Origin of the sequence: Dyadobacter diqingensis (assembly GCF_024220585.1) — a bacterium.
In the GTDB taxonomy this organism is placed as follows: domain Bacteria; phylum Bacteroidota; class Bacteroidia; order Cytophagales; family Spirosomataceae; genus Dyadobacter; species Dyadobacter diqingensis.
Window position 1 is genome coordinate 122,292 of record NZ_JAMXKF010000014.1, and the last position, 25,123, is coordinate 147,414.

The window sequence follows — 25,123 nt, forward strand, 5'->3', positions numbered from 1 at the left end:
ATATAATTTTTAATTATATCTATAAATATTCGCGAGGTTGGGGCTTTTGTATCCCAAGTTTTGAAAGTATAATCTTATGGAAGAAGATGATTTGCAGTATGATAACCTGAATCTGGCAGAAGCCAAGGCCATTCAGTCTGAACTGCGCGACAGAATTCAAATAACGCCGTTAGCGAAACCTATACTGACGATTGCAGGGGCCGATATTTCACTGAACCGATTCAGTGAAACTATTTTCGCCGGCATTGTCGTACTTCGGTATACGGATTTACAACCGGTGGCGTATTCGCTCGTTCAAAGTAAAACGACGTTCCCTTATGTACCGGGTTTCCTCGCTTTCCGGGAAGTGCCGGCTTTGGTGCAGGCACTGGCACAAATGCCCGTCCGGCCCGACGTGATGATGATTGACGGTCACGGCATCGCACACCCGAGAAGAATGGGGATTGCCGCCCACTTCGGCGCATTGACGGGTATTGCCTCGATGGGTTGTGCAAAAAACATCCTATATGGGAAATGGCTTGAACCGGGAATTCAGAAGGGGAATTTTTCGCCCATTATGGCGAAGGAAGAAATGATTGGTTATGCGTTTCGCTCGAAGTTCAAGACCAATCCTGTTTTTATTTCTCCGGGAAACAAAATGAGCTTGCAGGACAGTCTGGATATTGCCCGCCGCTGCGTCGGGAGTTATCGCTTGCCGGAACCGACGCGGAGAGCGCATGAGTTTGTGAATTTGTTCCGGACAGGCAAGTTGAAGGAGGGTTACCATGAGCTGCCTCCTTCCTTGTTATTCTAATTTTTAGCCAGCGTTTTGCGGTTGCTTTTGGCTGCTCCTGAAATCTTGATCTTGAATAAAGTAGGCCAGTTTTTGCCCGTAATGTAAAAGGCGTCTTCCAGTGGCTGGTAAGCAATTCCGTTCAAAACACTTGATCCCGTTTGATCTACCTCAGCAGGAATGATTTTCTTCATATCCATGCTGCCAACAACCTTCCCGGTTTTCAGGTCGATCTGAACGATCCGATCGGTTTCCCAGACATTGGCAAAAACATAACCGTTTACATATTCCAGCTCATTGATTTTGATCACAGGGCCTTTGTCATCGTACACTTCAATTTCACCTGTTTTTTGAAAGTCAGCGTTGAAAAAGTAAAGTTTATTCGACCCGTCACCCATGATGATCGTCGAATCGTTGTGCGTCATTCCCCAGCCCTGTGTATAATAGGTGAAGGTTTTATCCAGCGTAAAATCCATATTATAACGGAAACCTACGCCGGTTGTCCAGGTCAGCTGATAAATTTTATCATTAAAAATCGTCAGGCCTTCCCCAAAATACTGATCAGTCAACGGTACTGATTTAATTGTCGCACCCGTTTTTAAATCTATTTTCAATAAAAGCGATTTCCCGTTTTCTCCTGTGCTTTCGTATAATTCGCCTTTATAAAATTCCAGTCCTTCGGTAAAACTCGTCTTCTGATGCGGATAAGATGACAAAACGTTATAAGTCATTTCTTTCGGTGCAACATCTGAGACGAGCTCTACGGACAACGTATCCGCGAACGGCTCTTTCGTCTTGGTTGTCCCGCTTACAATCAGTTTTTTCCAGCCCGGTTTTTCGGAGTCCGCTTTAATAAAAATAGAATCAGAAACCTGTTTAGCTTCTGCCACTACCGCACCATTCCACTGCACTTCAAATTTGTCGACAGCCTGCGAAAAACCCACCGCAACAGAATCCCCGATTTTAAATCTGCTTTTGGTAATAACAGCCACCGGAATTTTCTGAGGCACCTCAGGATTTGATTCCGTTTTTTTTTCCTGCTTGCAAGAAAACACAGCCAGGCCTATCAATATAACAAGAAGAAAATGTGTGTTACGCGGATTCATAAAAGGTGTTTTACAATTTGGCTGCAATATGGGTTAAATTAAAAGTTAGTGCAAAAAACGCCACGGCTTTTGTGTAGCGAAATATCTGATCGACATTTCGTCTTTCTGATTTTAAGCATAATTTACAGGCATATTTAGAAAATAGTACGGCATGATAAATGGCAACGCCTGTCTACCTTGTCGTATTAGACCAATTAACTATTTCCAATGGTTATAATAAGTTGGAGCATAAATGTCGGAATAATGCGTAAGAATTCGATACGCCGCGGCTTACGAAACAAAACCAATCACCACGGTTTTTCTCCTTTTTTTATTTAACCCGAGTGGTATCTAAGCACGGCGCTATCTCGTCGCTGTTGTGTTGCTTTTTAGGTAGCTGTTAAAATGTGAAATAGTAAGCGTAGAGATCGTGTGATATACCTCGGGAACAGAACATTTACCCGACGACCTGACAACGGATGCCAACGAAGAAAAATCTTGGTGACCAGCAGAGTCAATTTTCACAACCTGTTTTATAGCATTGACCTTGCTCAAAAAATTATAGGTAGAATCCTTCTTTGAGGTTTTAGGTTGTGGGTTACTCTCTAAACGTAAGTAAGGTACAGTTAAGGCTTCTTTTTTGAAGAAAGGTGTATTGATGGTCTCCTCAAAATCTCGATCCTCTGATTTCGAATAGCCATAATGATGGACTTCGGAGCCATCCAGTGAGACAATAGCATCTACCTCGTCCCGCTGCATAGCCCATAGTACTCCAGCCAGACCTCCCCAACTATAACCTAATACGCCTATTTTAGTTATGTCTATTCTATTATCATGACTTAACAGGTTCAAAATTTGATCGGCGTCTTTAACCTGTTCCATCAAGTCAGCATTCTTCATCGTCATATCGCCAGGATACCGGCCAATTGAATTAATGCATGCAATGATGTAGCCTTGGCGTGCCAGCGATTCAAACAATAAGTAATTTTCATACCCCATCGAGCCAAAACTTGCAAAGTATAGGATTAAAGGAAATCGTTTAGATACTGACTTAGCCTGATTAAATGTATAGGTAGGATTTTGTAAAAGAAGGTTTGGCCGTGAGCAGCCAAACCCATCACAAAATGATTTAGCTATGGTCATTGGTAAACTGTCAAACTTCTGAGGCGCACCGTAGAAATTAGCCCGGTGTTGTAGCAATTGCAAAAAATACCCAAATCGCAGCGTCGAATCAGAAGAAACCGGTTGAGCAGGATACCACAGATCAATATCAATCGGTCGAAAATACAAACGATCGCTTTGCTCAACGTTTGGTCTGTAGGTTCTCGCACTATCAACAAATGAGATAACCCGGTATCCTACTTGGTAAACTATTGTACTGTCTGTGGATCTTTGATGGCTATTGTTGTCGGCACCGCAACTTGCCATCATTAGTAGGAGCAACCATAGAGGAAGGCAAAGAATTTTCAACATAAAGGTTTATCTAACTGATTGACATTAAGTCGAAGTTATGTAAAATACTGCCATGGAATTGCCATTTTAACAAACTTTAATAGAGTGGTACGGAAACTCGTTGCTTTTTCACACAACATCCGCAGAATCGTTAAAATGACTTGCTCTTTCTTCGGATATTTAAATATCAGCAGATTACACAGGACCGATTTCACAAGCTGTCTTATAACAAAAAATCCTGCCGTAAAAGTATTCATACGACAGGATTTCAGTAAAAATATATAACAGTTAAGCTTCTCCGCCAGGTCCTCCGAAACTGATCGGAAAGTTAAAGGATGGATCGCTGTCGTGATTGCTCTGGATCGGCCCGTACTGATCTTCGTACTTTTCGATATTATCCTTTAAAGCGGCAACCAAACGTTTTGCATGCTCCGGTGTGATGATGATACGCGCCTTTACCTTTGCACGGGGAACACCTGGCATCAGACGGATAAAGTCTAGTATAAATTCGCTGTTGGAATGAGCGATCATCGCAAGGTTTGAGTAAACTCCCTCGGCCATTTCTTCCGAAAGTTCTACATTAATCTGCTGTTCGTTTTCTTTGTTGTTGTCTTCCATCGTCAAGGTTTTCGATATTTACTCAGGTGCTGGATAATTACTTGTAGTTATTCGTGCTTTTCGAAAGTGAAAATTACTAAAATTATACAGCATCTAAAAACAAAGAGTCGGTTCCGCTTGCGCAGAACCGACTCTTTTATCTTATTAGAATTCCTACTAAACTAATTCACGTTTTTTACGTGACTGTTTTTCGCGGGATTCTGCCAAAGCATCATATTCTTCTTTCGAACCAACAATGATGTCTATGTATTTACGCATACCTGTACCGGCCGGGATCAAGTGACCTACGATCACGTTTTCTTTCAGACCTTTCAATTCGTCGCGTTTTCCACGTACAGCTGCCTCAGACAATACTTTGGTTGTTTCCTGGAACGAAGCCGCAGAAACGAAACTTTCAGTACCCAATGAAGCTTGTGTGATACCCATCAAAGTAGGTTTCGCAACAGCTGCCTGTGCATCACGTGCTACAACAAGTTTCAAGTCACGACGTTTCAGACTTGAATTCTCGTCACGCAGACGGCGTACAGAGATAATCATACCTGGCTTAAGTGTTTCTGAGCTACCAGCGTCTTCAACCACTTTCATGTCAAGAATCTTATCATTTTCTTCGCGGAACACAACGCGGTCAACCGCTTGCATTTCCAGGAAGTTGGTATCACCTGCATCAAGTATTTCTACTTTCTGCATCATCTGGCGTACGATACACTCGATATGCTTGTCATTGATCTTCACACCTTGCAGACGGTATACCTCCTGAATTTCATTCACAAGATATTCCTGAACTGCTGTTGGTCCTTTGATAGACAAGATATCAGCTGGTGTGATCGCTCCATCCGATAACGGATCACCTGCCTTAACGAAGTCACCATCCTGAACAAGAATGTGTTTCGAAAGCGCAACCATGTAGCGGCGTTGTGTACCATCTCTTGATTCGATATGAATCTCGCGGTTACCACGTTTAACACCACCATAAGATACAACACCGTCGATTTCAGAAACAGTTGCAGGGTTCGATGGGTTACGTGCTTCGAATAATTCCGTTACACGTGGCAGACCTCCCGTAATATCGCGGGTTTTTCCAACCACACGTGGGATTTTCGCCAAAGGCTGACCAGATTTGATGCTGGTTCCTGCCTTCACTACCAAACGAGCTCCAACCGGAAGGTTATAACCTTTCTCAGTCTGATCTTTCAACAACGTGCTCTTACCTTTCACCACGATCGCCGGGTTTTTGGTTTTATCACGTGTTTCAATGATCACTGATTCCTGGAAACCTGTTTGCTCATCAAATTCTTCACGGTAAGTAATACCTTCTTCAATAGCATCGAATGAAACGGTACCAGTGAATTCAGAAAGGATTACTGCGTGATATGGATCCCAGGTACAAAGTTCCTGTCCTTTGGTAACTTTTTCGCCTTCTTTAACCAAAAGCTGAGCACCGTAAGGAACGTTGTTTGAGATCAAAAGCTGACCTGTTTCTACATTTACAATTTTCACTTCACCCGAACGACCCATTACAACTGTGATTGGATCGCCTTCTGAGTTCACCGATTCCACAAGACGAAGTTCTTCAAACTGAATTGTTCCGTCGAATTTCGCTTTGATGTTGGCATCAACAGAAATGTTGGATGCCGTACCACCCACGTGGAATGTACGAAGTGTAAGCTGCGTACCTGGCTCACCAATTGACTGCGATGCAATAACACCAACAGCTTCACCGATGTTAACCATGTGCGCCGAAGCAAGAGAACGGCCGTAACATTTTGCACAAACACCATTACGTGTTTCGCAAGTAAGTACAGAACGGATTTCTACGCTTTCGATGCTTGTTTCATCAATATAAGCAGCGATTTCTTCTGTGATTTCCTGACCTGATGTAAGGATAATTTCTCCTGACAAAGGATCAAAAACATCATGAACACTTACACGGCCCAGGATACGCTCAGATAGAGGCTCAACGATATCTTCGTTGTCTTTCAAAGCTGAGATCTGGATACCACGAAGAGAACCACAGTCGTTTTCTACTACTACTACATCTTGCGCTACGTCATGCAAACGACGGGTCAGGTAACCTGCATCCGCTGTTTTCAAGGCCGTATCCGCAAGACCTTTACGTGCACCGTGTGTTGAGATAAAGTACTCAAGAACGTCAAGACCTTCCTTAAAGTTAGAAAGAATCGGGTTTTCGATGATCTCACCTGCTCCACCAGCCATGTTTTTCTGAGGTTTAGCCATAAGACCCCTCATTCCACCCAGCTGACGAATCTGTTCACGGGAACCACGCGCACCTGAGTGCATCATCATATAGATGGAGTTAAATCCACCCTGATCCGTTTCCAATTGCTTCATCAACGTTTCTGTGATACGTGAGTTAACACGTGTCCAGATATCGATAACCTGGTTGTAACGTTCGTTTTCAGTGATAAGACCCATCAAGTAGTTACTCCAGACGTTTTCTACGTCCACTTTCGCCTGCTCGATCAGTTTAACTTTTTCATCCGGTACCATTACATCATTAAGCCCCATTGACAAACCACCTTTGAAGGCCATTTGGAAACCGAGTTCTTTGATTTCATCCAGGAATTGGGCGCAACGCGCAACACCTGCAAGTTTGAATACCAGACCAATGATCTGCTGTAACTTTTTCTTGGTAAGCAACTCATTAATATAACCTACCTCAGCTGGAACCGCCTGGTTGAACAGGATACGGCCGGCAACTGTTTCGACTAATTTAATTTCAAATGTTCCGTCATCGTTACGTACACGCAGACGGCATTTGATGTTGGCATGCTTAGACAGTTTGCCTTCATTGATCGCAATGATTACTTCATCCGGTCCGTAGAAAGTCATTCCTTCTCCAATGATCGGATACTGAGGCGTACTTACACGGCCTTTTGTTACATAATACAGACCCAAAACCATGTCTTGTGATGGTACCGTAATCGGTGCACCATTCGCAGGGTTAAGGATGTTATGTGAAGAAAGCATCAACATAGAAGCTTCCAAAACGGCTTCCTGACCCAATGGCACGTGAACGGCCATCTGGTCACCGTCAAAGTCAGCGTTGAATGCAGTACACACAAGTGGGTGCAACTGGATTGCTTTTCCTTCGATCAGCTTTGGTTGGAACGCCTGGATACCTAAACGGTGAAGCGTTGGAGCACGGTTTAGAAGAACAGGGTGTCCTTTCAAAACGTTTTCCAAAATATCCCAAATCACAGGATCTTTACGATCTACGATTTTCTTAGCTGATTTTACAGTTTTAACGATTCCGCGCTCGATAAGCTTGCGAATGATAAACGGCTTGAATAATTCAGCAGCCATATCTTTCGGCAAACCGCACTCGTGCAGTTTCAATTCAGGTCCTACTACAATTACAGAACGACCAGAATAATCGACACGCTTACCAAGCAAGTTTTGACGGAAACGTCCTTGCTTACCTTTAAGCATATCAGAAAGTGATTTCAAAGCACGGTTCCCTTCAGAACGTACCGCGTTCACTTTACGGCTGTTATCAAAAAGCGAATCAACCGCTTCCTGCAACATACGTTTTTCGTTACGCAAGATTACCTCAGGAGCTTTGATCTCGATCAAACGTTTCAGACGGTTGTTACGAATGATAACGCGGCGATACAAGTCATTTAAATCAGAAGTCGCAAAACGACCACCATCAAGAGGTACAAGCGGACGAAGTTCTGGTGGAATTACCGGAACCATTTTGATCACCATCCACTCAGGGCGGTTTTCAACACGCGTATTTGCATCACGGAAAGCTTCAACAACTTTCAGACGTTTAAGCGCTTCCGCTTTACGTTGCTGAGAAGTATCTGTTGCAGCCTGGTGACGAAGTTCGTATGAAAGCTCATCCAGTTTGATACGGTTCAAAAGCATTTCAAGCGCATCAGCACCCATCTTCGCGATAAACTTGTTTGGATCCGTGTCAGGAAGCAATTGGTTTTCACGAGGAAGTTTGTCGATGATGTCAAGATATTCGTCTTCTGTAAGGAAGTCAAGGTAGCTAACGCCATCTTCTTCTTTAACACCAGCCTGTACTACGGCATATCGCTCGTAGTAGATGATTTGATCCAGTTTTTTGGTAGACAATCCCAGCAAATAACCGATTTTGTTCGGTAAGCTACGGAAGTACCAGATGTGTGCAACAGGAACCACAAGCTCAATGTGTCCCATACGCTCACGACGTACCTTTTTCTCAGTAACTTCCACACCGCAACGGTCGCAGATGATACCTTTGTAACGGATACGTTTGTATTTTCCACAATGACATTCCCAATCCTTTACAGGACCGAAAATACGCTCACAGAACAAACCACCCATTTCCGGCTTATAAGTCCGGTAGTTGATAGTTTCAGGCTGGGTTACTTCACCGAATGAACTTTCCAGTATCGATTCAGGTGAGGCCAGACTGATTGTCATTCTGGAAAAATCACTATTTAGTTTTTTGTTCTTTTTGAAAGACATAATTAAAGAGTCGTTTGTCTGTTAGTCGAAACTCAATTTGTATTGCATTTCTAAGCAGAGCAGCATTTCTGCCGCTCTGCTTACGACTAAAAATTAGTCCAGCGTAATTTCCAATGCCAATCCACGAAGTTCGTGAACAAGTACATTGAATGACTCCGGAATATTTGGTTTCGGAAGGTTTTCACCTTTTACGATAGCTTCGTATGCTTTGGCACGGCCCACTACATCATCCGATTTTACGGTAAGGATTTCCTGAAGGATATGAGATGCACCGAATGCTTCAAGTGCCCACACTTCCATCTCTCCAAAACGCTGACCCCCAAACTGTGCTTTACCACCCAACGGCTGTTGTGTAATAAGCGAGTATGGTCCAATCGAACGAGCGTGCATTTTATCGTCAACCAAGTGACCCAGCTTCATCATGTACATAAGTCCGACTGTAACTGGTTGGTCAAAACGCTCTCCGCTAAGTCCGTTGTATAGATAAGTACGTCCCCAATCCGGCAAACCAGCTTCTTTCAATTCAGCTGCAACTTCTGCTTCCGTAGCTCCATCGAAGATCGGAGTAGCATAGCGACGACCAAGTTTAAGACCTGCCCATGCAAGGATGGTTTCATAAATCTGACCGATGTTCATACGTGAAGGTACCCCAAGTGGGTTCAACACGATGTTCATTGGTGTTCCGTCTTCAAGGAATGGCATATCTTCATCACGTACAATACGGGCAACAACCCCTTTGTTACCGTGACGACCCGCCATTTTATCCCCTACTTTCAATTTACGTTTCTTAGCGATATATACTTTCGCAAGTTTCACGATACCTGCCGGAAGTTCATCTCCAACTTCAAGAGCGAAACGGTCACGTTTGAAACGGCCCATCAACTCGCTGCGAGCGTTAAGATAATTCTTCAATGCAAGAGAAACCTGGCGGTTTGTATGCGCATCTTCAGTCCATGAATCTGTCAATACGTCACCGATCAAGTTTACTTCCTCAACCACTGCGTACTGGCTTTCGTCACGGTATGGGTTGTTTGCAGGGAATAAATTCTCAGAGATATTTCTCACGTTGAATTTAACCGCTTTTGAAATCAACTCATCACCGAATTTGTGCTTAACACCCTGACTTGTTTTGCCGTCTGTAAGAGAAACTAATTTCTCGATAATACGTCCGCGAAGTGCTGTCAAGTCACGGCCATATTTCTTCATAAGCAACTTCAGTTCGTCTTTGTGTTTCGCACGCTCTTCTTTCGTAGGACGAGAGAAAAGTTTGGTATCGATAACTACACCTTTCATCGATGGTGGTGCTTTTTTCGAAGCATCCTTCACATCACCGGCTTTGTCACCAAAGATTGCACGAAGAAGTTTTTCTTCCGGAGTCGGATCAGACTCACCTTTTGGTGTGATCTTACCGATAAGAATATCTCCTTCTTTTACTTCTGTACCAACTTGTACGATACCGTTTTCATCAAGGTTTTTAACAGTTTCCTCGCTTACGTTAGGAATCTCAGCAGTAAGTTCTTCTTCTCCACGTTTCGTATCACGAACTTCCAGTTCAAATTCTTCAATGTGAATAGAAGTAAAGATATCGTCACGAACCACTTTCTCAGAGATTACAATCGCATCCTCAAAGTTGTATCCCTGCCAAGGCATGAACGCAACCAAAAGGTTACGACCCAATGCAAGTTCTCCACCTTCTGTACCGTATCCCTGGCATAATGCTTCTCCCTTAGAAACTTTCTGGCCTTTAAGAACCATTGGTTGCAGGTTTAAGCAAGTATCCTGGTTGGTACGACGGAACTTAACAAGGTCGTAAGAAACGCTGTCTTCAATAAAGCTAACAAGACGCTCTTCATCTGTTCTTTCGTAGCGAACAACAATCTTCGTTGCATCCACATACTCAATCACACCATCACCCTCAGCTACTACCAGTGCACGTGAATCCATCGCAACACGCTTTTCAAGGCCCGTTCCAACGATTGGCGCTTGTGGGCGCAACAATGGAACACCCTGACGCTGCATGTTCGATCCCATCAAAGCACGGTTAGCATCATCGTGTTCAAGGAAAGGAATAAGAGAAGCTGCTACCGATACGATCTGGTTAGCGGCAACGTCCATATAAGAAGCCTGAGAAGGATCAACCATTGGGAAGTCACCTTCAAAACGCGTCTTGATTTTTTCTACCGTAAAGTTTCCGTCTGTATCCACAGAGGCGTTAGCCTGAGCAATATATTTGGAATCTTCTTCTTCGGCAGTCATGTATATAATATCATCTGTCAGCTTTCCGCCGCCATCGATCACACGGTAAGGAGTTTCAATGAAACCCATTCCGTTAACTTTGGCAAATACGCAAAGAGAAGAAATCAAACCAATGTTAGGTCCTTCAGGCGTTTCGATTGTACACAGACGACCGTAGTGCGTGTAGTGAACGTCACGAACCTCAAAACCTGCTCTTTCACGGGAAAGACCACCAGGCCCAAGCGCAGACATACGTCTTTTGTGGGTAATCTCAGCCAATGGATTCGTTTGATCCATGAACTGTGACAACTGGTTGGTACCAAAGAAAGAGTTAATAACAGAAGAAAGCGTACGCGCATTGATCAAATCAACAGGCTTGAAATCTTCGTTATCACGAACGTTCATACGTTCTTTGATGGTACGAGCCATACGAGCCAAACCTACACCGAACTGTGCGTAAAGTTGTTCACCAACGGTACGAACACGACGGTTTGACAAGTGGTCAATATCATCGACAACTGCTTTCGCATTGATAAGACCGATCAGATACTTAACGATCGAAACGATATCACCTGTTGTCAGAACGCGAACGTCAAGACTTGTGTCAGAACCCAATTTTTTGTTGATACGGTAACGACCAACATCACCAAGGTCATAACGTTTATCACTGAAGAACAAGCTTTGGATTACATCTCTTGCCGTTTGTTCATCCGGTGCTTCTGCGTTACGAAGCTGGCGGTAAATTTGCTCAACAGCTTCCTTGTCGGAGTTTGAGCTATCTTTTTGCAGCGTATTATAAATGATGTTATAATCCGCAACATTCATGTCTTCTTTGTGAAGGATTACTGACTTCTGGCCAGATTCCACGATCACTTCGATATCGTCAGGAGTGATAGTTGAATCACGTTCCAGCAATACTTCGTTACGCTGGATAGAAACTACCTCACCGGTATCTTCATCCACGAAATCTTCTGTCCAGGTGCGAAGAACCCTCGCAGCCAAACGACGGCCAACAGCTTTTTTCAAGTTTGTCGGTGTCGCTCCGATTTCCTCAGAAAGTCCGAAGAGATCAAGGATATCCTTATCAGAACCAAAACCGATGGCTCTTAAAAGCGTAGTAACCGGGAATTTCTTCTTACGGTCGATATATGCATACATGACATTATTCACGTCAGTAGAGAATTCAATCCATGAACCCTTAAACGGAATAATACGTGCCGAATATAATTTAGAACCGTTTGTGTGCTTGCTCATTGAGAAGAACACACCCGGCGAACGGTGTAACTGAGAAACAATAACACGTTCAGCACCATTGATTACAAATGAACCGCGGTCGGTCATGTAAGGGATATTCCCTAAGAATACCTCTTGTTCAATGGTTTCAAATTCTTCATGATCTGCATCATTACATATCAAACGTAATTTTGCTTTCAGTGGAACTGCATAAGTTAACCCACGATCAATTGATTCGTCGACAGAATACTTTGGTGGCTCTAATAAATAATCGATAAATTCGAGCACGAAGTTGTCGCGAGAATCGGCAATAGGAAAGTTTTCAGCGAAAACTTTGTACAATCCTTCATCAGAACGATCTTCTACTGATGTATCAAGACTGAAGAAATCCCGGAACGATTGTACCTGGATTCCCAACAGATCCGGATAATCAATGATTTGATTGATCCTGGAGAAATTTATTCTGGGAGTTGCTTTAATTGTAGCCAAGGCTATGTCTGATTTTGGGTTAGTAGAACGAAAACAAAGCGACGGTGTAACTCTTTACAACACGCAATCGTACTAATTAGTTTAAAACCTTAATCGTTTGCCTCGTAGAGAAAAATAGAATAATGGCCCCTTTTCTTCTTTTCTACGAGTAAAGAAGTGTTTCAGACCAATTATCCGGAAGGAGAATTAGTTAACCGAAGTATAAAATTTTACTTTCGGCCATATATACCAAACGTAAGGAAGTACATTTTGTTTGGTTTATATGCAAAATAGGAAAAGACCTGACGTAAGTCAGGCCTTGTTCCCAAGATATTATTGATGATTGGTATAAAGCAAATTACTTCACTTCAACTTCTGCACCAGCTTCTTCAAGTTGTTTTTTCAAAGCTTCTGCTTCGTCTTTAGCAACTCCTTCTTTAACTGGTTTCGGTGCACCGTCAACAAGTTCTTTTGCTTCTTTAAGTCCAAGACCTGTAAGATCTTTAACCAATTTCACAACAGCTAGTTTACTAGCACCTGCTGATTTCAAAATTACATCAAAAGACGTTTTTTCTTCTACTGCCGGAGCGTCACCGCCACCTGCTGGACCTGCAACCACAACTGCACCTGCAGCAGCTGGTTCGATTCCGTATTCGTCTTTAAGAATTGTAGCCAATTCGTTAACTTCTTTAACCGTTAGGTTAACAAGCTGTTCCGCGAAAGCTTTCAAATCTGCCATTTTTATTTTTGATTTTGTGATTATACAATAAGATGATTTTAAAAGCTCGATTTATTATAAACCCGGAGAGCTCAGCCTGGCTATTTATATTAGTCTTCTTTCTCAGATAAAGTCTTAAGAATACCAGCCAATTTGTTTCCACCGCTTTGAAGAGCGCCGATAACGTTTTTGGCAGGAGATTGCAACAGACCGATAATCTCTCCAACCATCTCTTGTTTAGATTTAAGAGCGATCAGAACGTCAAGCTGGCTTTCACCAACAAAAACAGATGAATCAACAGAAGCTCCTTTAAATTTAAGCTTGTCGCTACCTCCTTTTTTCTTGAATTCTTTAATCAGCTGTGCAGGAACTTTACCTGACTCCGGGTGAAACATTACACCGGAAAAACCTTTCAAAACTGTGTCGAAAGAAGAATAATCCGTATCTAGTGTTTCTAATGCTTTCTTAATCAGTGTATTCTTAACAACACGATACTCAATACCACGCTCGAAGCAAAGGCCTCTAAGAATGTTAACCTCGCTTACGGACATGCCGGCAGCACTGGTAATATAGAAGTATGGCGTGTTCGAGAATTTCTGACTTAGCTCGTCAATAATTACTGCTTTCTCTTCCCGTGTCATATTATAATCCTGGAATCGTGTTTTTGTCAATAGTCACACCCGGGCTCATCGTAGAAGATAAGTGAATGCTTTTTACGTAAGTACCTTTTGCCGAAGATGGCTTAAGGCGGATCAAGGTGTTGATAACCTCAGTCGCGTTCTGTGCAAGCTGGTCTGGTCCAAAAGAAACCTTTCCTACGCTGGTATGGATGATTCCTGATTTGTCAACCTTGAAATCGATCTTACCTGCTTTCACTTCTTTCACAGCTTTAGCTACATCTGGTGTAACTGTACCTGATTTAGGGTTTGGCATAAGACCACGAGGTCCTAATACTTTACCTAACTTACCCACTTTTGCCATTACACTAGGCATTGTGATGATCACGTCGATGTCAGTCCAGCCTTGTTCTATCTTTGTGATAAACTCGTCAAGACCAACGAAATCTGCTCCTGCTTCTTTCGCTTCAGCCTCCTTATCAGGAGTACACAAAACCAATACACGAACATCCTTTCCGGTTCCGTGTGGCAATGTTACCACGCCACGTACCATTTGATCAGCTTTACGAGGATCAACGCCCAAACGAACGTCGATATCAACAGAAGAATCAAATTTAGTATAAGAAATCGTCTTTAGGACTTCCGCTGCTTGTTCCAAGGTATAAGCCTGGGTTGCGTCGTATTTCGAAAGAGCTTCTTTTTGCTTTTTGGTCAATTTTCCCATGTTCTTTGTTTCTTTGGCGTAATTAAACTACGCTCAGTTGTTTTCTTCCCACGGGGCTTTGCCAGCTACGGTAATACCCATACTACGAGCCGTTCCCGCTATCATTTTCATAGCTGAATCAATTGTAAAACAGTTAAGGTCAGGCATTTTAGTTTCAGCGATCGTACGAACCTGATCCCAAGTAACTGAACCAACTTTTAGACGGTTTGGCTGAGCCGAACCAACTTTTACTTTTGATGCTTCCAGAAGAAGAATTGCGGCCGGGGGAGTCTTAATGACGAAGTCAAAAGACTTATCCTTATAGTATGTAATAACTACCGGCAATACCACACCAGGTTTATCCTGAGTACGGCCATTGAATTGCTTACAAAACTCCATGATATTCAAACCTTTCGATCCTAATGCAGGACCGATTGGAGGTGAAGGGTTGGCTGAGCCACCTTTTACCTGAAGTTTGACGTATCCACCTATTTCTTTTGCCATTGTTTTGGAATTTGTGCGGTTCACTGATTAATTAAACGGCTTACATGCAAGTGGAAGCTTACCCTGCCCGTTCTCTTGATCAATTATCCTTTTCTACTTGTGCGTAACTTAATTCAACGGGTGTATTACGCCCGAATATTTTTACAACTACATTGAGTTTTTTCTTCTCATCAAATACTTCTTCCACCAAACCGATAAACCCGCTGAACGGACCATCTACCACCTTTACGGTTTCGCCTTTCATGAAAGACATGTTTGGTGCTTCTTCGTGTTGTTCCGCTTCGTCAACTCTACCTAAAATCCGGTTGATCTCTGACTGACGTAACGGCACCGGCACTTTGGAATTTCCTTCCGCGTTTCCTAAGAAACCAATCACACCAGGAATACTGGTAATGATGTGTAACACTTCACCTTTTGATAAATCAGCTGAAATGATAATGTATCCAGGAAAGAAATTCTTTTCCCGAACTCTCTTTTTTCCGTTACGCATCTCATAGATCTTCTCAGAAGGAATAAGAATCTGCGGAACGAATTCTGTGAGTTTTTGCCGTGTTATCTCATTCTCGATATAGGACTTGATTTTTTTCTCTTGTCCTGACACAGCACGTAATACAAACCAATTTAAACCACTCATACCATTCAGGGGGTGTCGCTAAAAAAAATACCTTAGAAAGACTGATAAAACAGTCTGAGTGCGTTTTCAAAGACAAAATCCATCACTCCTACCACGAAGGCAAAAATGAGAGATCCAACAAGCACTAATGTTGTGTTCGCCTGAAGCTCGTTAAAGGGAGGCCACGTAACATGCTCGGTCATTTCTTCCCAAGATGCTTTTAGAAACGAAGTAAATTTATCCATTGTTGCTTTTTACTTTTGCACGGGTGGAGAGATTCGAACTCCCATCAACGGTTTTGGAGACCGCTATTCTACCCTTGAACTACACCCGTATTCCGTGCGAACCAATGTTTCGGGCTGCAAAGATACACTATTTTTATAAAAAACAAGTGCATTTCAAAAGAAACGCACTTGTTTTTTATTTTTATCTCGATTAGTCAACAATCTCAGTTACCTGACCTGCACCTACGGTACGTCCACCTTCACGAATCGCGAAACGAAGACCTTTTTCCATAGCGATTTTGCTGATCAATTTAACGTCGATTGTAACGTTATCACCTGGCATAACCATTTCAACACCAGCAGGAAGAGTGATCTCTCCTGTTACGTCAGTTGTACGGAAGTAGAACTGAGGGCGGTATTTGTTAAAGAATGGAGTGTGACGTCCACCTTCTTCTTTCGAAAGTACATAAACTTCACCTTTGAAAGACGCATGAGGTTTTACTGAACCTGGTTTACAAATAACCATACCACGACGGATATCTTCTTTGTTAATACCACGAAGCAATAGACCTACGTTATCACCAGCTTCTCCACGGTCAAGGATTTTACGGAACATCTCAACACCAGTTACGGTTGATTTAAGACCTTCTGCTCCCATACCCAAGATATCAACGGCTTCACCAGAGTTGATCACACCACGTTCGATACGACCAGTTGCAACAGTACCACGACCAGTGATCGAGAATACGTCTTCAACAGGCATAAGGAAAGGAAGATCAGTCATACGTGGAGGAATTGGAATGTAGCTATCAACAGCGTCCATCAATTCTTCGATTGTTTTAACCCATTTGTCTTCGCCATTCAATCCACCCAAAGCAGAACCCTGGATAACTGGAATGTTGTCTCCATCATAATCGTAGAAGCTCAAAAGCTCACGGATTTCCATTTCAACAAGTTCAAGTAGTTCTGGATCATCAACCATATCCACTTTATTCATGAATACTACTAGTTGAGGAACACCTACCTGACGAGCCAAAAGAATGTGCTCACGAGTTTGAGGCATAGGACCATCAGTTGCAGCAACTACAATGATAGCTCCATCCATCTGAGCAGCACCAGTAACCATGTTCTTCACGTAATCCGCGTGACCTGGACAGTCAACGTGTGCATAGTGACGGTTTGCTGTTGCGTATTCTACGTGTGATGTATTAATTGTGATACCACGTTCTTTCTCTTCAGGTGCATTATCAATTGATGAGAAATCACGCAATACTGCTAAACCCTTTTTTGCCAATACAGTTGTAATTGCCGCTGTAAGGGTAGTTTTACCGTGGTCAACGTGCCCGATAGTACCAATATTCACGTGGGGTTTCGAGCGGTCAAACGTCTCTTTTGCCATGTCCTAAGTACGCTTAAAATTTGAAGTTATTACGAATTTATTAAACACTAATGATTGATTCCGTTTAGCTTACATTTACCAAGCCCTTCAAAACCAATAAAACTAAATGCAAAGAATCAAAATCTTAAAGAGTAAATACTCCTGAGCTATGGGGGATTTGAACCGGGCGGCGGACCGTCCCTGACCTTTTCCTTACCAAGGAAATGCTCTATCGAGTGAATCTTCCTCTCTCTGAGCTATTGAGGGGATTTGAACCCCTGACCTCTTCCTTACCAAGGAAGTGCTCTACCCCTGAGCTACAACAGCAAAAATTCATCATTTCCCGAAACGTTACGCTTAACATTTCGCCGGGCTCTTTTTGACCTAAATCAAAAATGGCCCAATTTAAACAACAGCCAAAAGCGACCAGCGAAAGGGCTTCAAAATGAATGTTTTTCGCTGATCGCTTGACGGTGTCTTAATTGAGCGGAAGACGAGGTTCGAACTCGCGACCTATAGCTTGGAAGGCTATCGCTCTACCAGCTGAGCTACTTCCGCATTTGTTTTGTGTCTTTCTTTATTCTGGTAAATCACAAAGAAAACTTCGACACTAACTGTGGGGGCGGATGGATTCGAACCACCGTAGGCATACACCAGCAGATTTACAGTCTGCCCCATTTGGCCACTCTGGTACACCCCCTTTCAACATTTCAACACAACCGTGAAAATCTCTTGTCTCACTTTTGGAGCTGCAAAATTATGTCCTTTTTCAATACGCTGCAACTTATTTGGAAAAATATTTTCAAAAAAATTTAGTGCCTGCCAGAAATAAAATTCTAGCAGGCACTAAATCAACAGGTTATAATTAAAATAATTTTATTCCAAAACTCAACATTTTTACGGCCGGTCCGTGATTTGTCTCATAAAGTTCGTTTAAATCGTAGTTCACGAACAAATCGGGGAACCTGCGGATACCGAGTTCAAATCCCACGCCATACCTGACATCATTGGCAAAAAAGTTGACACGATCGAATTTCTTGTCCTTACTTCCTTCCGCAACAATCTTGGAATAACTCCCCAGGCGATACCCGCCATAAACACCAGCCGTGATGTGTGATATGAACGATCTCCGGAAACTGAGCGTCGGCATGAACGACAGGTTCACAAACGGCAGCACATATTTGTTTTTCTTTAACGCGATCTCATTATTCCCCTGCTCGTCCATAAGCGGTTCGAACCTGACAATACCATCCGGCGATTTTACTATTTTTTTGTTGCCTTCAAACATCAGGTTATACCAGGAAAAATCAATTCCGAAATCGAAGCTCAGCCTCGCTTTTTGACCCCGGGCAATCGTGGTGGAAGCAATGTATCCAAGGCTGATGTATCGTGATGCAAATGGTTTTAGATCAGGCATTTCATTTACCGCACCCGAACTTAATGTCATGGGCGTATTGCTGCCATAGGTGTTCAGCCCCAGCCCGATGTTAAAGCCTTTGCGCGGACTCGATCCCCAGGTGGGGACATATGCTTTGGCTGCCTGCCCGATCCTTCCGTAGTTGAAATTTCCGTTGTTATCGTCCGACACATCCACGTCATCATCGTTAACGGCCACACGCTTATTCCCGTTTTTAATCTGCAAGCCCCGTCTCCCGATCCGGACATAATTTTTGTCGTCTCCCAGGTCTGGCTTATTTTTGAGATAATCGTCCCCGCTAAACTCCTCCACGATCAGCGTGGTGTCCTGCTGCGTACTATCCAGACGGACTTTCAAATCTTTCAGCAAAGCGTTCAGATCGTATTTCAGGATTTTCTCCAATTCTTTCTTATTCTCTCCGTAAATGACCATTCTCGTTTTATTACCAAATCTTACGATAATGGAGTCGTTGGGTGATGGTTTCTTGTCCGTTGGAGGAATTGTTTTTACCGCCATCACTTCTGTCAGCGACATCAGCAGCGCAAATACCAAAATGATTCTAGTTTTCATGACTTAAGGGGGTTACCGATTAATTTTTCCGTTCACGTTTTCCTGAAACTTTTTCATCATCATTAGTTCGGTCATCTGCTCTTGCAATTATACTTTTCGGATTAAATCCAACATCATCCCAATCCACCGGCTCAGCCTCTCTTACATTTTTCAGCTGACGAAATACCCGGGCAAACCGTGAGGGTTTTCCTTTTTCTTTCTGCTCATTCACCGGCTCTTCAACCTCTACGATAATCGTACGGTCTGGTTTTTTCTCGTCAACACGGGCAAGCTCCGGCGCTTTCGGTATAACCTTTTCTGATGTTATGGATTGCTGAATTTCAGGCTTATCCACTTTTACCTCGTTTGTTTTTGCCGTTTCAATTTTAGCGATCTGTATCTGCGGCTGGTTATCCGGTTTGTTTTCTTCTACATTGGTTTTAACAGAAGGTTTTCTAACGATCTCCTTATTTTCCACTTTTACTCCCGCCAAAACAGGTGGCTTCACAGCCGGCAGATTTGCGATAAGTCCGTCTTCGGCGGTTTGCCTTTCCCCGGTTAATGAATCGGCCGATGGTTTTATATCCGGAATAACTTTTTCCGTCCTGGCCATTTCGACGTTGCCGCCAGGAGAAGAAATACTATCCCTACTTTGCCACACGAGATAACCCGTGATCATCGTCAGCATCACACTCGCCGCTGCATACCATACCCACGCCGCCATTCGCCGCGATTTGTTCTTCTGTCCTTCCTGAATCCGTTTCCAAGCCAGTTCAGTAGGTTTTTTCTCCAATGAAGTGAGTCTCTTTTTGAAAAGATCATCAACCGGATGCTTTTTCATAATTCAATTTTTTTTTGAAATCATTTTCCCATTCCACCACCATTTTTTGCAACAATGCCCGGGCGCGGTGTAACTGGGATTTCGATGTACTTTCGGTAATACCTAACAACTCTGCAATTTCGCTATGCGCATAACCTTCAATTGCATATAAATTAAACACTGTGCGATAACCAACCGGAAGCTTTTCAATAATATCCAGGAGCTCCTGCGTTTCAATATTCTGGTCTGCGTAATTGTAGTCCGGAATATTGGCCGCTTCGTCAGATAAAATATCTTCCGGCATTTGTTTTCTTTTCCGCAGCCACCCAAGTGCCTCATTCACCATGATCCGCCTCATCCACCCCTCAAAGCTTCCATCGCCACTGAACTGATCAATTTTCCCAAACACTTTCAGAAAACCCTCCACCATTACATCCTCGGCCGTCATTTCATCACCCAGATAACGAAAGCATACCCCCAGCATGCGCGGGCCATACTTTTCGTACACCTGTCTCTGCGCCCTGGCATCTTCCTGCCGGAGTGCTTTGATCAGCTGTGCTTCCTGGTTAAAAAATGATAAAATTCGACCCATTCTAATGTTGTTTCAATGGTAAGATGTGAAAACCTATCCCTGAGGTTGCACAACCGGTTTCATTTTTTTAAATAATTTCCATTCTGGCCACGTTCTCAATTACTACCAAGTATTAAAATGCTAATTATCAGAACATTACAAAATAGCCAGATTTTAAATTTTTCACGATAAAATATATTTACTTCATTCAAAGGAATTATTACAAACCTTCATTTAGTTTTATAGCCGATTAACTATTTTTCCTGATTAACTCCATGTTCGATTCCTCAGCGCCCATTGGCATTTTTGATAGCGGTATCGGCGGTATGACCGTCGCCAGTGCGGTAACACGTCTTTTACCCAATGAAAATACCATTTATTTCGGAGATACTGCCCACTTGCCTTATGGAGACAAATCAACCGCAGCCATACAGGCTTATTCAATCAAGATCTGCAATATGCTTTTGCAGCAAAATTGTAAGCTGATACTGATCGCCTGCAATTCTGCCTCGGCCGCTTCTTTTGAGCTCGTACGGGAGTATGTTGGGAGTAAAGCAAAGGTTTTGAATGTAATTGACCCGGTGGTTGACTATATCAAGGAGCATTACGAAGGCAAAACTGTGGGACTGATCGGCACCAAACAAACGGTTTTGTCCAATGTCTATAAAAAGAAAGTGGATGCGCTTGGGAAAAACATCAATCTGAAATCGCTCGCAACACCTTTGCTTGCACCGATGATCGAAGAAGGTTTTTTCGACAATAACATCAGTGAAAGCATCATCGAAAGCTATTTGTCAGATCCCGCGCTGAATGGCATTGAGGCCTTAATCCTCGGGTGTACACATTACCCGTTGATTAAAAACCAGATCAGCAAATATTATGGAAAAGATGTAGAAATTCTGGATACTTCGGAAATTGTAGCCCACTCGCTGCGGGCATGGCTGGAACAGCATTACCTTGTCAATGAAAAAGGCACGGGAAAACGTCAGTTTTATGTCTCTGACTATACCCTTTCATTCGAGCAATCCACCAATATATTTTTCGGGCAGCAGATCCAGCTTGAACATTACCCGTTGTGGGAGTAGATGCTTTCTGTCACGAATTTTCACGAATTGATTTCGTAAAAATTCGTGACAGAAAAGTTTAGTGATACAAAAATTTAACCGGCCCCAGCAAACCCGACGGCATCGGTTCCCAGTTTTCTGCATTGAATTTTTTGTATGTGATATCAACAATATTGATATCATAAAATTTCTTCCAGTCCGGGGCCTGTTTGTCGCGAAGGCGCATATAATTCGCAGACAGGTTTGTTACTTCAATTTCCAGTTTATTTCCCTTCTCCCGGAGCAATTCTGAAATTAACCTGAGTTGAAACGGTATCGACCAAGCCGTGCCAATATCCCTGCCGTTTATTTTCACCGCTGCCACTTCCCGGACATCTCCCAAATCCAGCGTTATCGTCTTTGATGATAAAAGTTCTGAGGGAACGTCAAACTCCAGTGAATAACGGGCAGTGCCGGAGAAATAACGGGCAGTATCGGATAAGATAACCCAGGACCCCGGCTTGGTTAGCTGACCTGACGCCGGAAGTGAGGGTTTTCCCTTTACAAAATTAATATTCCAGGATCCGGTCAGCGGGTATTCTTTGGGGTTAATGGAAGAGATTACCTGCTCGGCTGGCTGATCCGATTCTCTCAGAAAACACGACTGTCCCGGTAACAATGTTAGGAATATCTGATTTTCTCCTTTTTCCTTTCTGGCTGCCAGCGTCACCGACTGATCGCTTAAAGCGTCATATCGCTCCACGTTGCCTTTGAACTTACCAGGACTTATCCAGCCCTCTCTGAAAGTATTACCAACGTTGGCAATAAAATACAGCGCTTTTCCATTTTCGATTTTCCTGATAAAAGTCAGGCCTTGTTTTGCCCATTGTTCCTGCACGACACCTTGCTTGCGCAGCGCCGCCTGCCAGTCTTTATCCACCAGCACTTTGGGATGTTTACTTTTCAACGCGGCAAGACTGGCAACAAATTGTTTCTGCCGGTTTTCATTGAGGTTATAACCTGTCACCTTTTCCGGCAAATGGTCCGCGAAAACGATTCGGGCACCAGCCTTTGCCAAACGTTCCAGCTCGCGTAATGTTTCTTCCGGCATGAAGGTCGACGGTGGAATAATGATTGTTTTGTAGGTCGAACCTTCTGAAGCCAGATTTCCGGCCTGGTCAACCGACAGTCTTGTCAACTGACGGTCCGAAACATAATCGAAAGCATAACCCTCCTGCCAAAGTTTTGTCGTAAGCTGTCCAAACGGCAGTTGCAGCAACCAACGGTCCACGTGATGAACTTCCAGCAAGTGTACCCCGCCACCCGATTTAGCCGGCGTTGACCACAGATCATGGATTGGAAAATAAACCAGTACATCGTTATCCGGACGGCTTCCCTGCAACAGCTTCTGACAACGCTCTACGTATTGATTCAAAAGAGAAAAGTGCTCAGCAAAATGTGACGCAGGCCCAAAATTGGTGGACGCGTAGAACAACCAGCCCGGATACGATTCTTTCACGGGAGAATAGGTCGTTCCGTGGTAGAAAATGTGGTTGATTCCGGCTGTCAGCAATTCGTCAATCTGCGGTTTTACCTGAGAAAGGGAAACTTTAAAATGGTTGGCAAGCCAGGTACCTGTTTCAGAGCTCACGAGTTTCTTCCCAGAAAAATGCGCTGCTGACGACGCGAATTTCATCGCAAGCGGGTTCGGTGTTCCAAATTGCTTTATGGAGTAATCAGGGTCAATCCGCAATCCCGGAATCGGGAACCGGCTGGTCCCGAAAGATTCCGTTTCAGGAATATCTGCCTCGTCATAAAGATCCAGTAAGTTACCTGGGGAACCATGCGCCTGGTATCTTGTTAAAAATCCTTTTTCACGGCTCCATTTTGTCCATACCTGTGCATATCGCTCCCGCAGCAGTTCGGCCAGTGTCTGATGATAATCGATTTTCACGAGAACCGATCCCGGCTTACCCGTTGTATCCGTCAGCATCGCCGGCTCGTTGGACAAATCATATCCTCTGCGCTTTTTAAACTCCCTTAGAAAATCATCAGTCCAGTTTGCACCGTATGCCTCGTAGGAATCCATATACATCGAACGCGGCCGCTCTTTGGTATGCACAAAAGCCGAATCAAACCGGGTCAGGTACGTTGACATCGCTGTCGGATGGAACGGGTCAAATACCAGCCCTTCACCACCCGGCGCCGCGCGTTTTACTTCCTGTTTCGTCGGCACGATTATCCATTTCCCGTCTTTGAAACTGATCGTTTTTGCCGCCATCTGTTTTGTCACATTCGGTCCGCCGAAAGGCCAGCCCGTACCGGTTGTCATATCGACACCCAAACCCAGTCGTTTCCCTTCAATAACCGTGTGCTGCATTACATCAAGCCAATGATCGGTCAAAAACGGAACAAACTCGTTCTCGTATCCTTTCACACCATAAATAGGAATGATATGAACACCTCCCAGACCCGACCGGGAAAATTGTTCGAGCTGTGCTGTGATATCTTCCTTGTTAACGGCACTACCCATCCACCACCAGTATGTCCATGGCTTGGCAGTTGAAATACTTTGCGCGTTCCCGGATAAGGAACATATCAGCAGCAGAAATAAAATAATCGATCGCATCACAAACTTGTTTTTTCCAGTAAAGACTTCAACCCTTCATTACACACCTACATTCGGGAATTATTTTTAACTTTTTTTATTCCACTAAAAAGACTCCGTCTGAATCGTCTAAATAAAAAAGGCGGAACCAATGAATGATTCCGCCTGATATAAGATCTATAACGCCTTATTTCTGATGTAAAGCCTGTTGCACACGCGCAGTCACAAATTGACGTTCCTGCTGTGTTTTTTTACTATTCCGGTACCACATGTATCCAATCACCGCAACCAACAGGTATGGCATCATGAAAAGATAAACGATACCCGTGTTCAAACCTACACCGACATTATTCCGGCCATTGCCCATCGAGCTCTCCACCGTTCCTCTGCACATAGCACATTGCGCCATTGTGGAAGGAATCGTCAGCATAAAAAAAGCAATCATACATCCACAAACCACCAAAAACTTTTTCATGAGTAATACGGACTGATAAGTAAATAAACAATAACACCGCTTACGCTCACATATAACCATATTGGGAAAGCCCACTTAACTGCTTTCCGGTGTTCTGCCAGCTGGTTGCTATAACCGAAATAGACGGCTCTCAGTACAAACCAAACGACCACAATGGACAATAATATATGCGAGATCAGCAGGAAATAATAAATGGGTCTGATAAATCCCGAGCCGCCAAAAGGTGTAGACTCGTTGGAAATGTGATAAAGAATATAACATACCAAAAATACAGCACCCAAAGCAAACGCAGCCGTCATCATCAAACGATGTGCGCTTCTGTTGTTAACCTTGATAAAATAGAATCCCAGCAGTAGCAAAATAGCCGTAGCCGTATTTAACATACCAATAACGTGGGGCAAAACTTTTGTCCATGGTCCCAGATCTATCTTCTGACGAATTCCTATCAATACTGCAACCGCAACCGGAATTGCGATGGCCAGTATGTTAATAACTTTTCTATACTTTTTATTTTCTTCAACCAATACAGTTGCCATAACAA

20 protein-coding genes and 4 tRNA genes are annotated in these 25,123 nt (G+C 43.4%); 2 read left to right on the top strand and 22 right to left on the bottom strand.

Going from position 1 to position 25,123, the window contains the following annotated elements:
- The first annotated feature begins 76 nt into the window (after positions 1-76).
- The gene (nfi, locus tag M1L62_RS27680) at positions 77-793 is read left to right on the top strand and encodes a deoxyribonuclease V (protein ID WP_254562891.1); all 717 of its coding nucleotides are present in this window, start codon (positions 77-79) and stop codon (positions 791-793) included.
- Here nfi and M1L62_RS27685 read toward each other — a convergent pair.
- From M1L62_RS27685 to M1L62_RS27775, 19 genes are all read right to left on the bottom strand, one after another.
- Positions 790-1,878, bottom strand: coding sequence for a glutaminyl-peptide cyclotransferase (locus M1L62_RS27685; protein ID WP_254562892.1), 1,089 nt, complete (start codon positions 1,876-1,878; stop codon positions 790-792). The two genes, nfi and M1L62_RS27685, sit on opposite strands and share 4 nt — an antisense overlap.
- A 342-nt stretch (positions 1,879-2,220) precedes the next feature.
- Positions 2,221-3,330, bottom strand: coding sequence for an alpha/beta hydrolase family protein (locus tag M1L62_RS27690; RefSeq protein ID WP_254562893.1), 1,110 nt, complete (start codon positions 3,328-3,330; stop codon positions 2,221-2,223).
- A gap of 267 nt (positions 3,331-3,597) precedes the next feature.
- The gene (locus M1L62_RS27695) at positions 3,598-3,927 is read right to left on the bottom strand and encodes a DUF3467 domain-containing protein (protein ID WP_254562894.1); all 330 of its coding nucleotides are present in this window, start codon (positions 3,925-3,927) and stop codon (positions 3,598-3,600) included.
- Positions 3,928-4,083: 156 nt separating this feature from the next.
- A complete protein-coding gene (gene rpoC, locus M1L62_RS27700; RefSeq protein ID WP_254562895.1) occupies positions 4,084-8,406 on the bottom strand; it encodes a DNA-directed RNA polymerase subunit beta' in 4,323 nt (1,440 codons plus the stop codon).
- Between the two features lie 93 nt (positions 8,407-8,499).
- Positions 8,500-12,363 carry a DNA-directed RNA polymerase subunit beta gene (gene rpoB / locus M1L62_RS27705; RefSeq protein WP_254562896.1) on the bottom strand — a complete coding sequence of 1,288 codons (3,864 nt, stop codon included), beginning with the start codon at positions 12,361-12,363 and terminating at the stop codon, positions 8,500-8,502.
- A gap of 337 nt (positions 12,364-12,700) precedes the next feature.
- Positions 12,701-13,081, bottom strand: coding sequence for a 50S ribosomal protein L7/L12 (rplL, locus tag M1L62_RS27710; RefSeq protein ID WP_254562897.1), 381 nt, complete (start codon positions 13,079-13,081; stop codon positions 12,701-12,703).
- An 89-nt stretch (positions 13,082-13,170) separates the two neighbouring features.
- On the bottom strand, positions 13,171-13,701 hold the full coding sequence (gene rplJ / locus M1L62_RS27715) for a 50S ribosomal protein L10 (RefSeq protein ID WP_159469236.1): 531 nt from the start codon (positions 13,699-13,701) through the stop codon (positions 13,171-13,173).
- 1 nt (position 13,702) lies between these two features.
- Positions 13,703-14,401, bottom strand: coding sequence for a 50S ribosomal protein L1 (rplA, locus tag M1L62_RS27720; protein WP_254562898.1), 699 nt, complete (start codon positions 14,399-14,401; stop codon positions 13,703-13,705).
- Between the two features lie 33 nt (positions 14,402-14,434).
- Positions 14,435-14,884: a 50S ribosomal protein L11 gene (gene rplK / locus M1L62_RS27725; protein ID WP_131960413.1), complete on the bottom strand. Its 450-nt coding sequence runs from the start codon at positions 14,882-14,884 to the stop codon at positions 14,435-14,437.
- 79 nt (positions 14,885-14,963) lie between these two features.
- Positions 14,964-15,518, bottom strand: coding sequence for a transcription termination/antitermination protein NusG (gene nusG / locus M1L62_RS27730; RefSeq protein ID WP_254562899.1), 555 nt, complete (start codon positions 15,516-15,518; stop codon positions 14,964-14,966).
- A 32-nt stretch (positions 15,519-15,550) separates the two neighbouring features.
- Positions 15,551-15,742: a preprotein translocase subunit SecE gene (gene secE / locus M1L62_RS27735; protein WP_137341234.1), complete on the bottom strand. Its 192-nt coding sequence runs from the start codon at positions 15,740-15,742 to the stop codon at positions 15,551-15,553.
- An 18-nt stretch (positions 15,743-15,760) separates the two neighbouring features.
- Positions 15,761-15,831: transfer RNA gene (locus M1L62_RS27740), tRNA-Trp, on the bottom strand.
- Between the two features lie 101 nt (positions 15,832-15,932).
- Complete coding sequence (tuf, locus tag M1L62_RS27745; RefSeq protein WP_254562900.1) at positions 15,933-17,120, bottom strand: elongation factor Tu; 1,188 nt, start codon at positions 17,118-17,120, stop codon at positions 15,933-15,935.
- 234 nt (positions 17,121-17,354) lie between these two features.
- Positions 17,355-17,426, bottom strand: a tRNA-Thr gene (locus M1L62_RS27750).
- 158 nt (positions 17,427-17,584) lie between these two features.
- Positions 17,585-17,657 (bottom strand) — tRNA-Gly (locus tag M1L62_RS27755).
- Positions 17,658-17,716: 59 nt separating this feature from the next.
- A tRNA-Tyr gene (locus tag M1L62_RS27760) sits at positions 17,717-17,799 on the bottom strand.
- A gap of 165 nt (positions 17,800-17,964) precedes the next feature.
- The gene (locus M1L62_RS27765) at positions 17,965-19,086 is read right to left on the bottom strand and encodes a hypothetical protein (RefSeq protein ID WP_254562901.1); all 1,122 of its coding nucleotides are present in this window, start codon (positions 19,084-19,086) and stop codon (positions 17,965-17,967) included.
- A gap of 19 nt (positions 19,087-19,105) precedes the next feature.
- Positions 19,106-19,906: a hypothetical protein gene (locus M1L62_RS27770; RefSeq protein ID WP_254562902.1), complete on the bottom strand. Its 801-nt coding sequence runs from the start codon at positions 19,904-19,906 to the stop codon at positions 19,106-19,108.
- Positions 19,887-20,477, bottom strand: a complete 591-nt coding sequence (locus tag M1L62_RS27775) for an RNA polymerase sigma factor (RefSeq protein WP_254562903.1) — start codon at positions 20,475-20,477, stop codon at positions 19,887-19,889. The genes M1L62_RS27770 and M1L62_RS27775 overlap by 20 nt, the downstream gene beginning before the upstream one ends.
- A gap of 254 nt (positions 20,478-20,731) precedes the next feature.
- On the opposite strand from M1L62_RS27775, the gene murI reads away from it, so the two are divergent.
- Positions 20,732-21,541, top strand: a complete 810-nt coding sequence (gene murI, locus M1L62_RS27780; protein WP_254562904.1) for a glutamate racemase — start codon at positions 20,732-20,734, stop codon at positions 21,539-21,541.
- Positions 21,542-21,599: 58 nt separating this feature from the next.
- On the opposite strand, the gene M1L62_RS27785 is transcribed toward murI, so the two are convergent.
- The 3 genes from M1L62_RS27785 to M1L62_RS27795 all read right to left on the bottom strand — a co-directional run bounded on the left by M1L62_RS27785 (position 21,600) and on the right by M1L62_RS27795 (position 25,118).
- Positions 21,600-24,128, bottom strand: coding sequence for a glycosyl hydrolase (locus M1L62_RS27785; RefSeq protein WP_254562905.1), 2,529 nt, complete (start codon positions 24,126-24,128; stop codon positions 21,600-21,602).
- Positions 24,129-24,294: 166 nt separating this feature from the next.
- Entirely contained in the window at positions 24,295-24,582 is a 288-nt protein-coding gene (locus M1L62_RS27790; protein WP_254562906.1) for a CAMCR motif-containing small membrane protein, read from the bottom strand.
- Positions 24,579-25,118 carry a DUF420 domain-containing protein gene (locus M1L62_RS27795; RefSeq protein ID WP_254562907.1) on the bottom strand — a complete coding sequence of 180 codons (540 nt, stop codon included), beginning with the start codon at positions 25,116-25,118 and terminating at the stop codon, positions 24,579-24,581. The genes M1L62_RS27790 and M1L62_RS27795 overlap by 4 nt, the downstream gene beginning before the upstream one ends.
- Positions 25,119-25,123 lie beyond the last annotated feature (5 nt).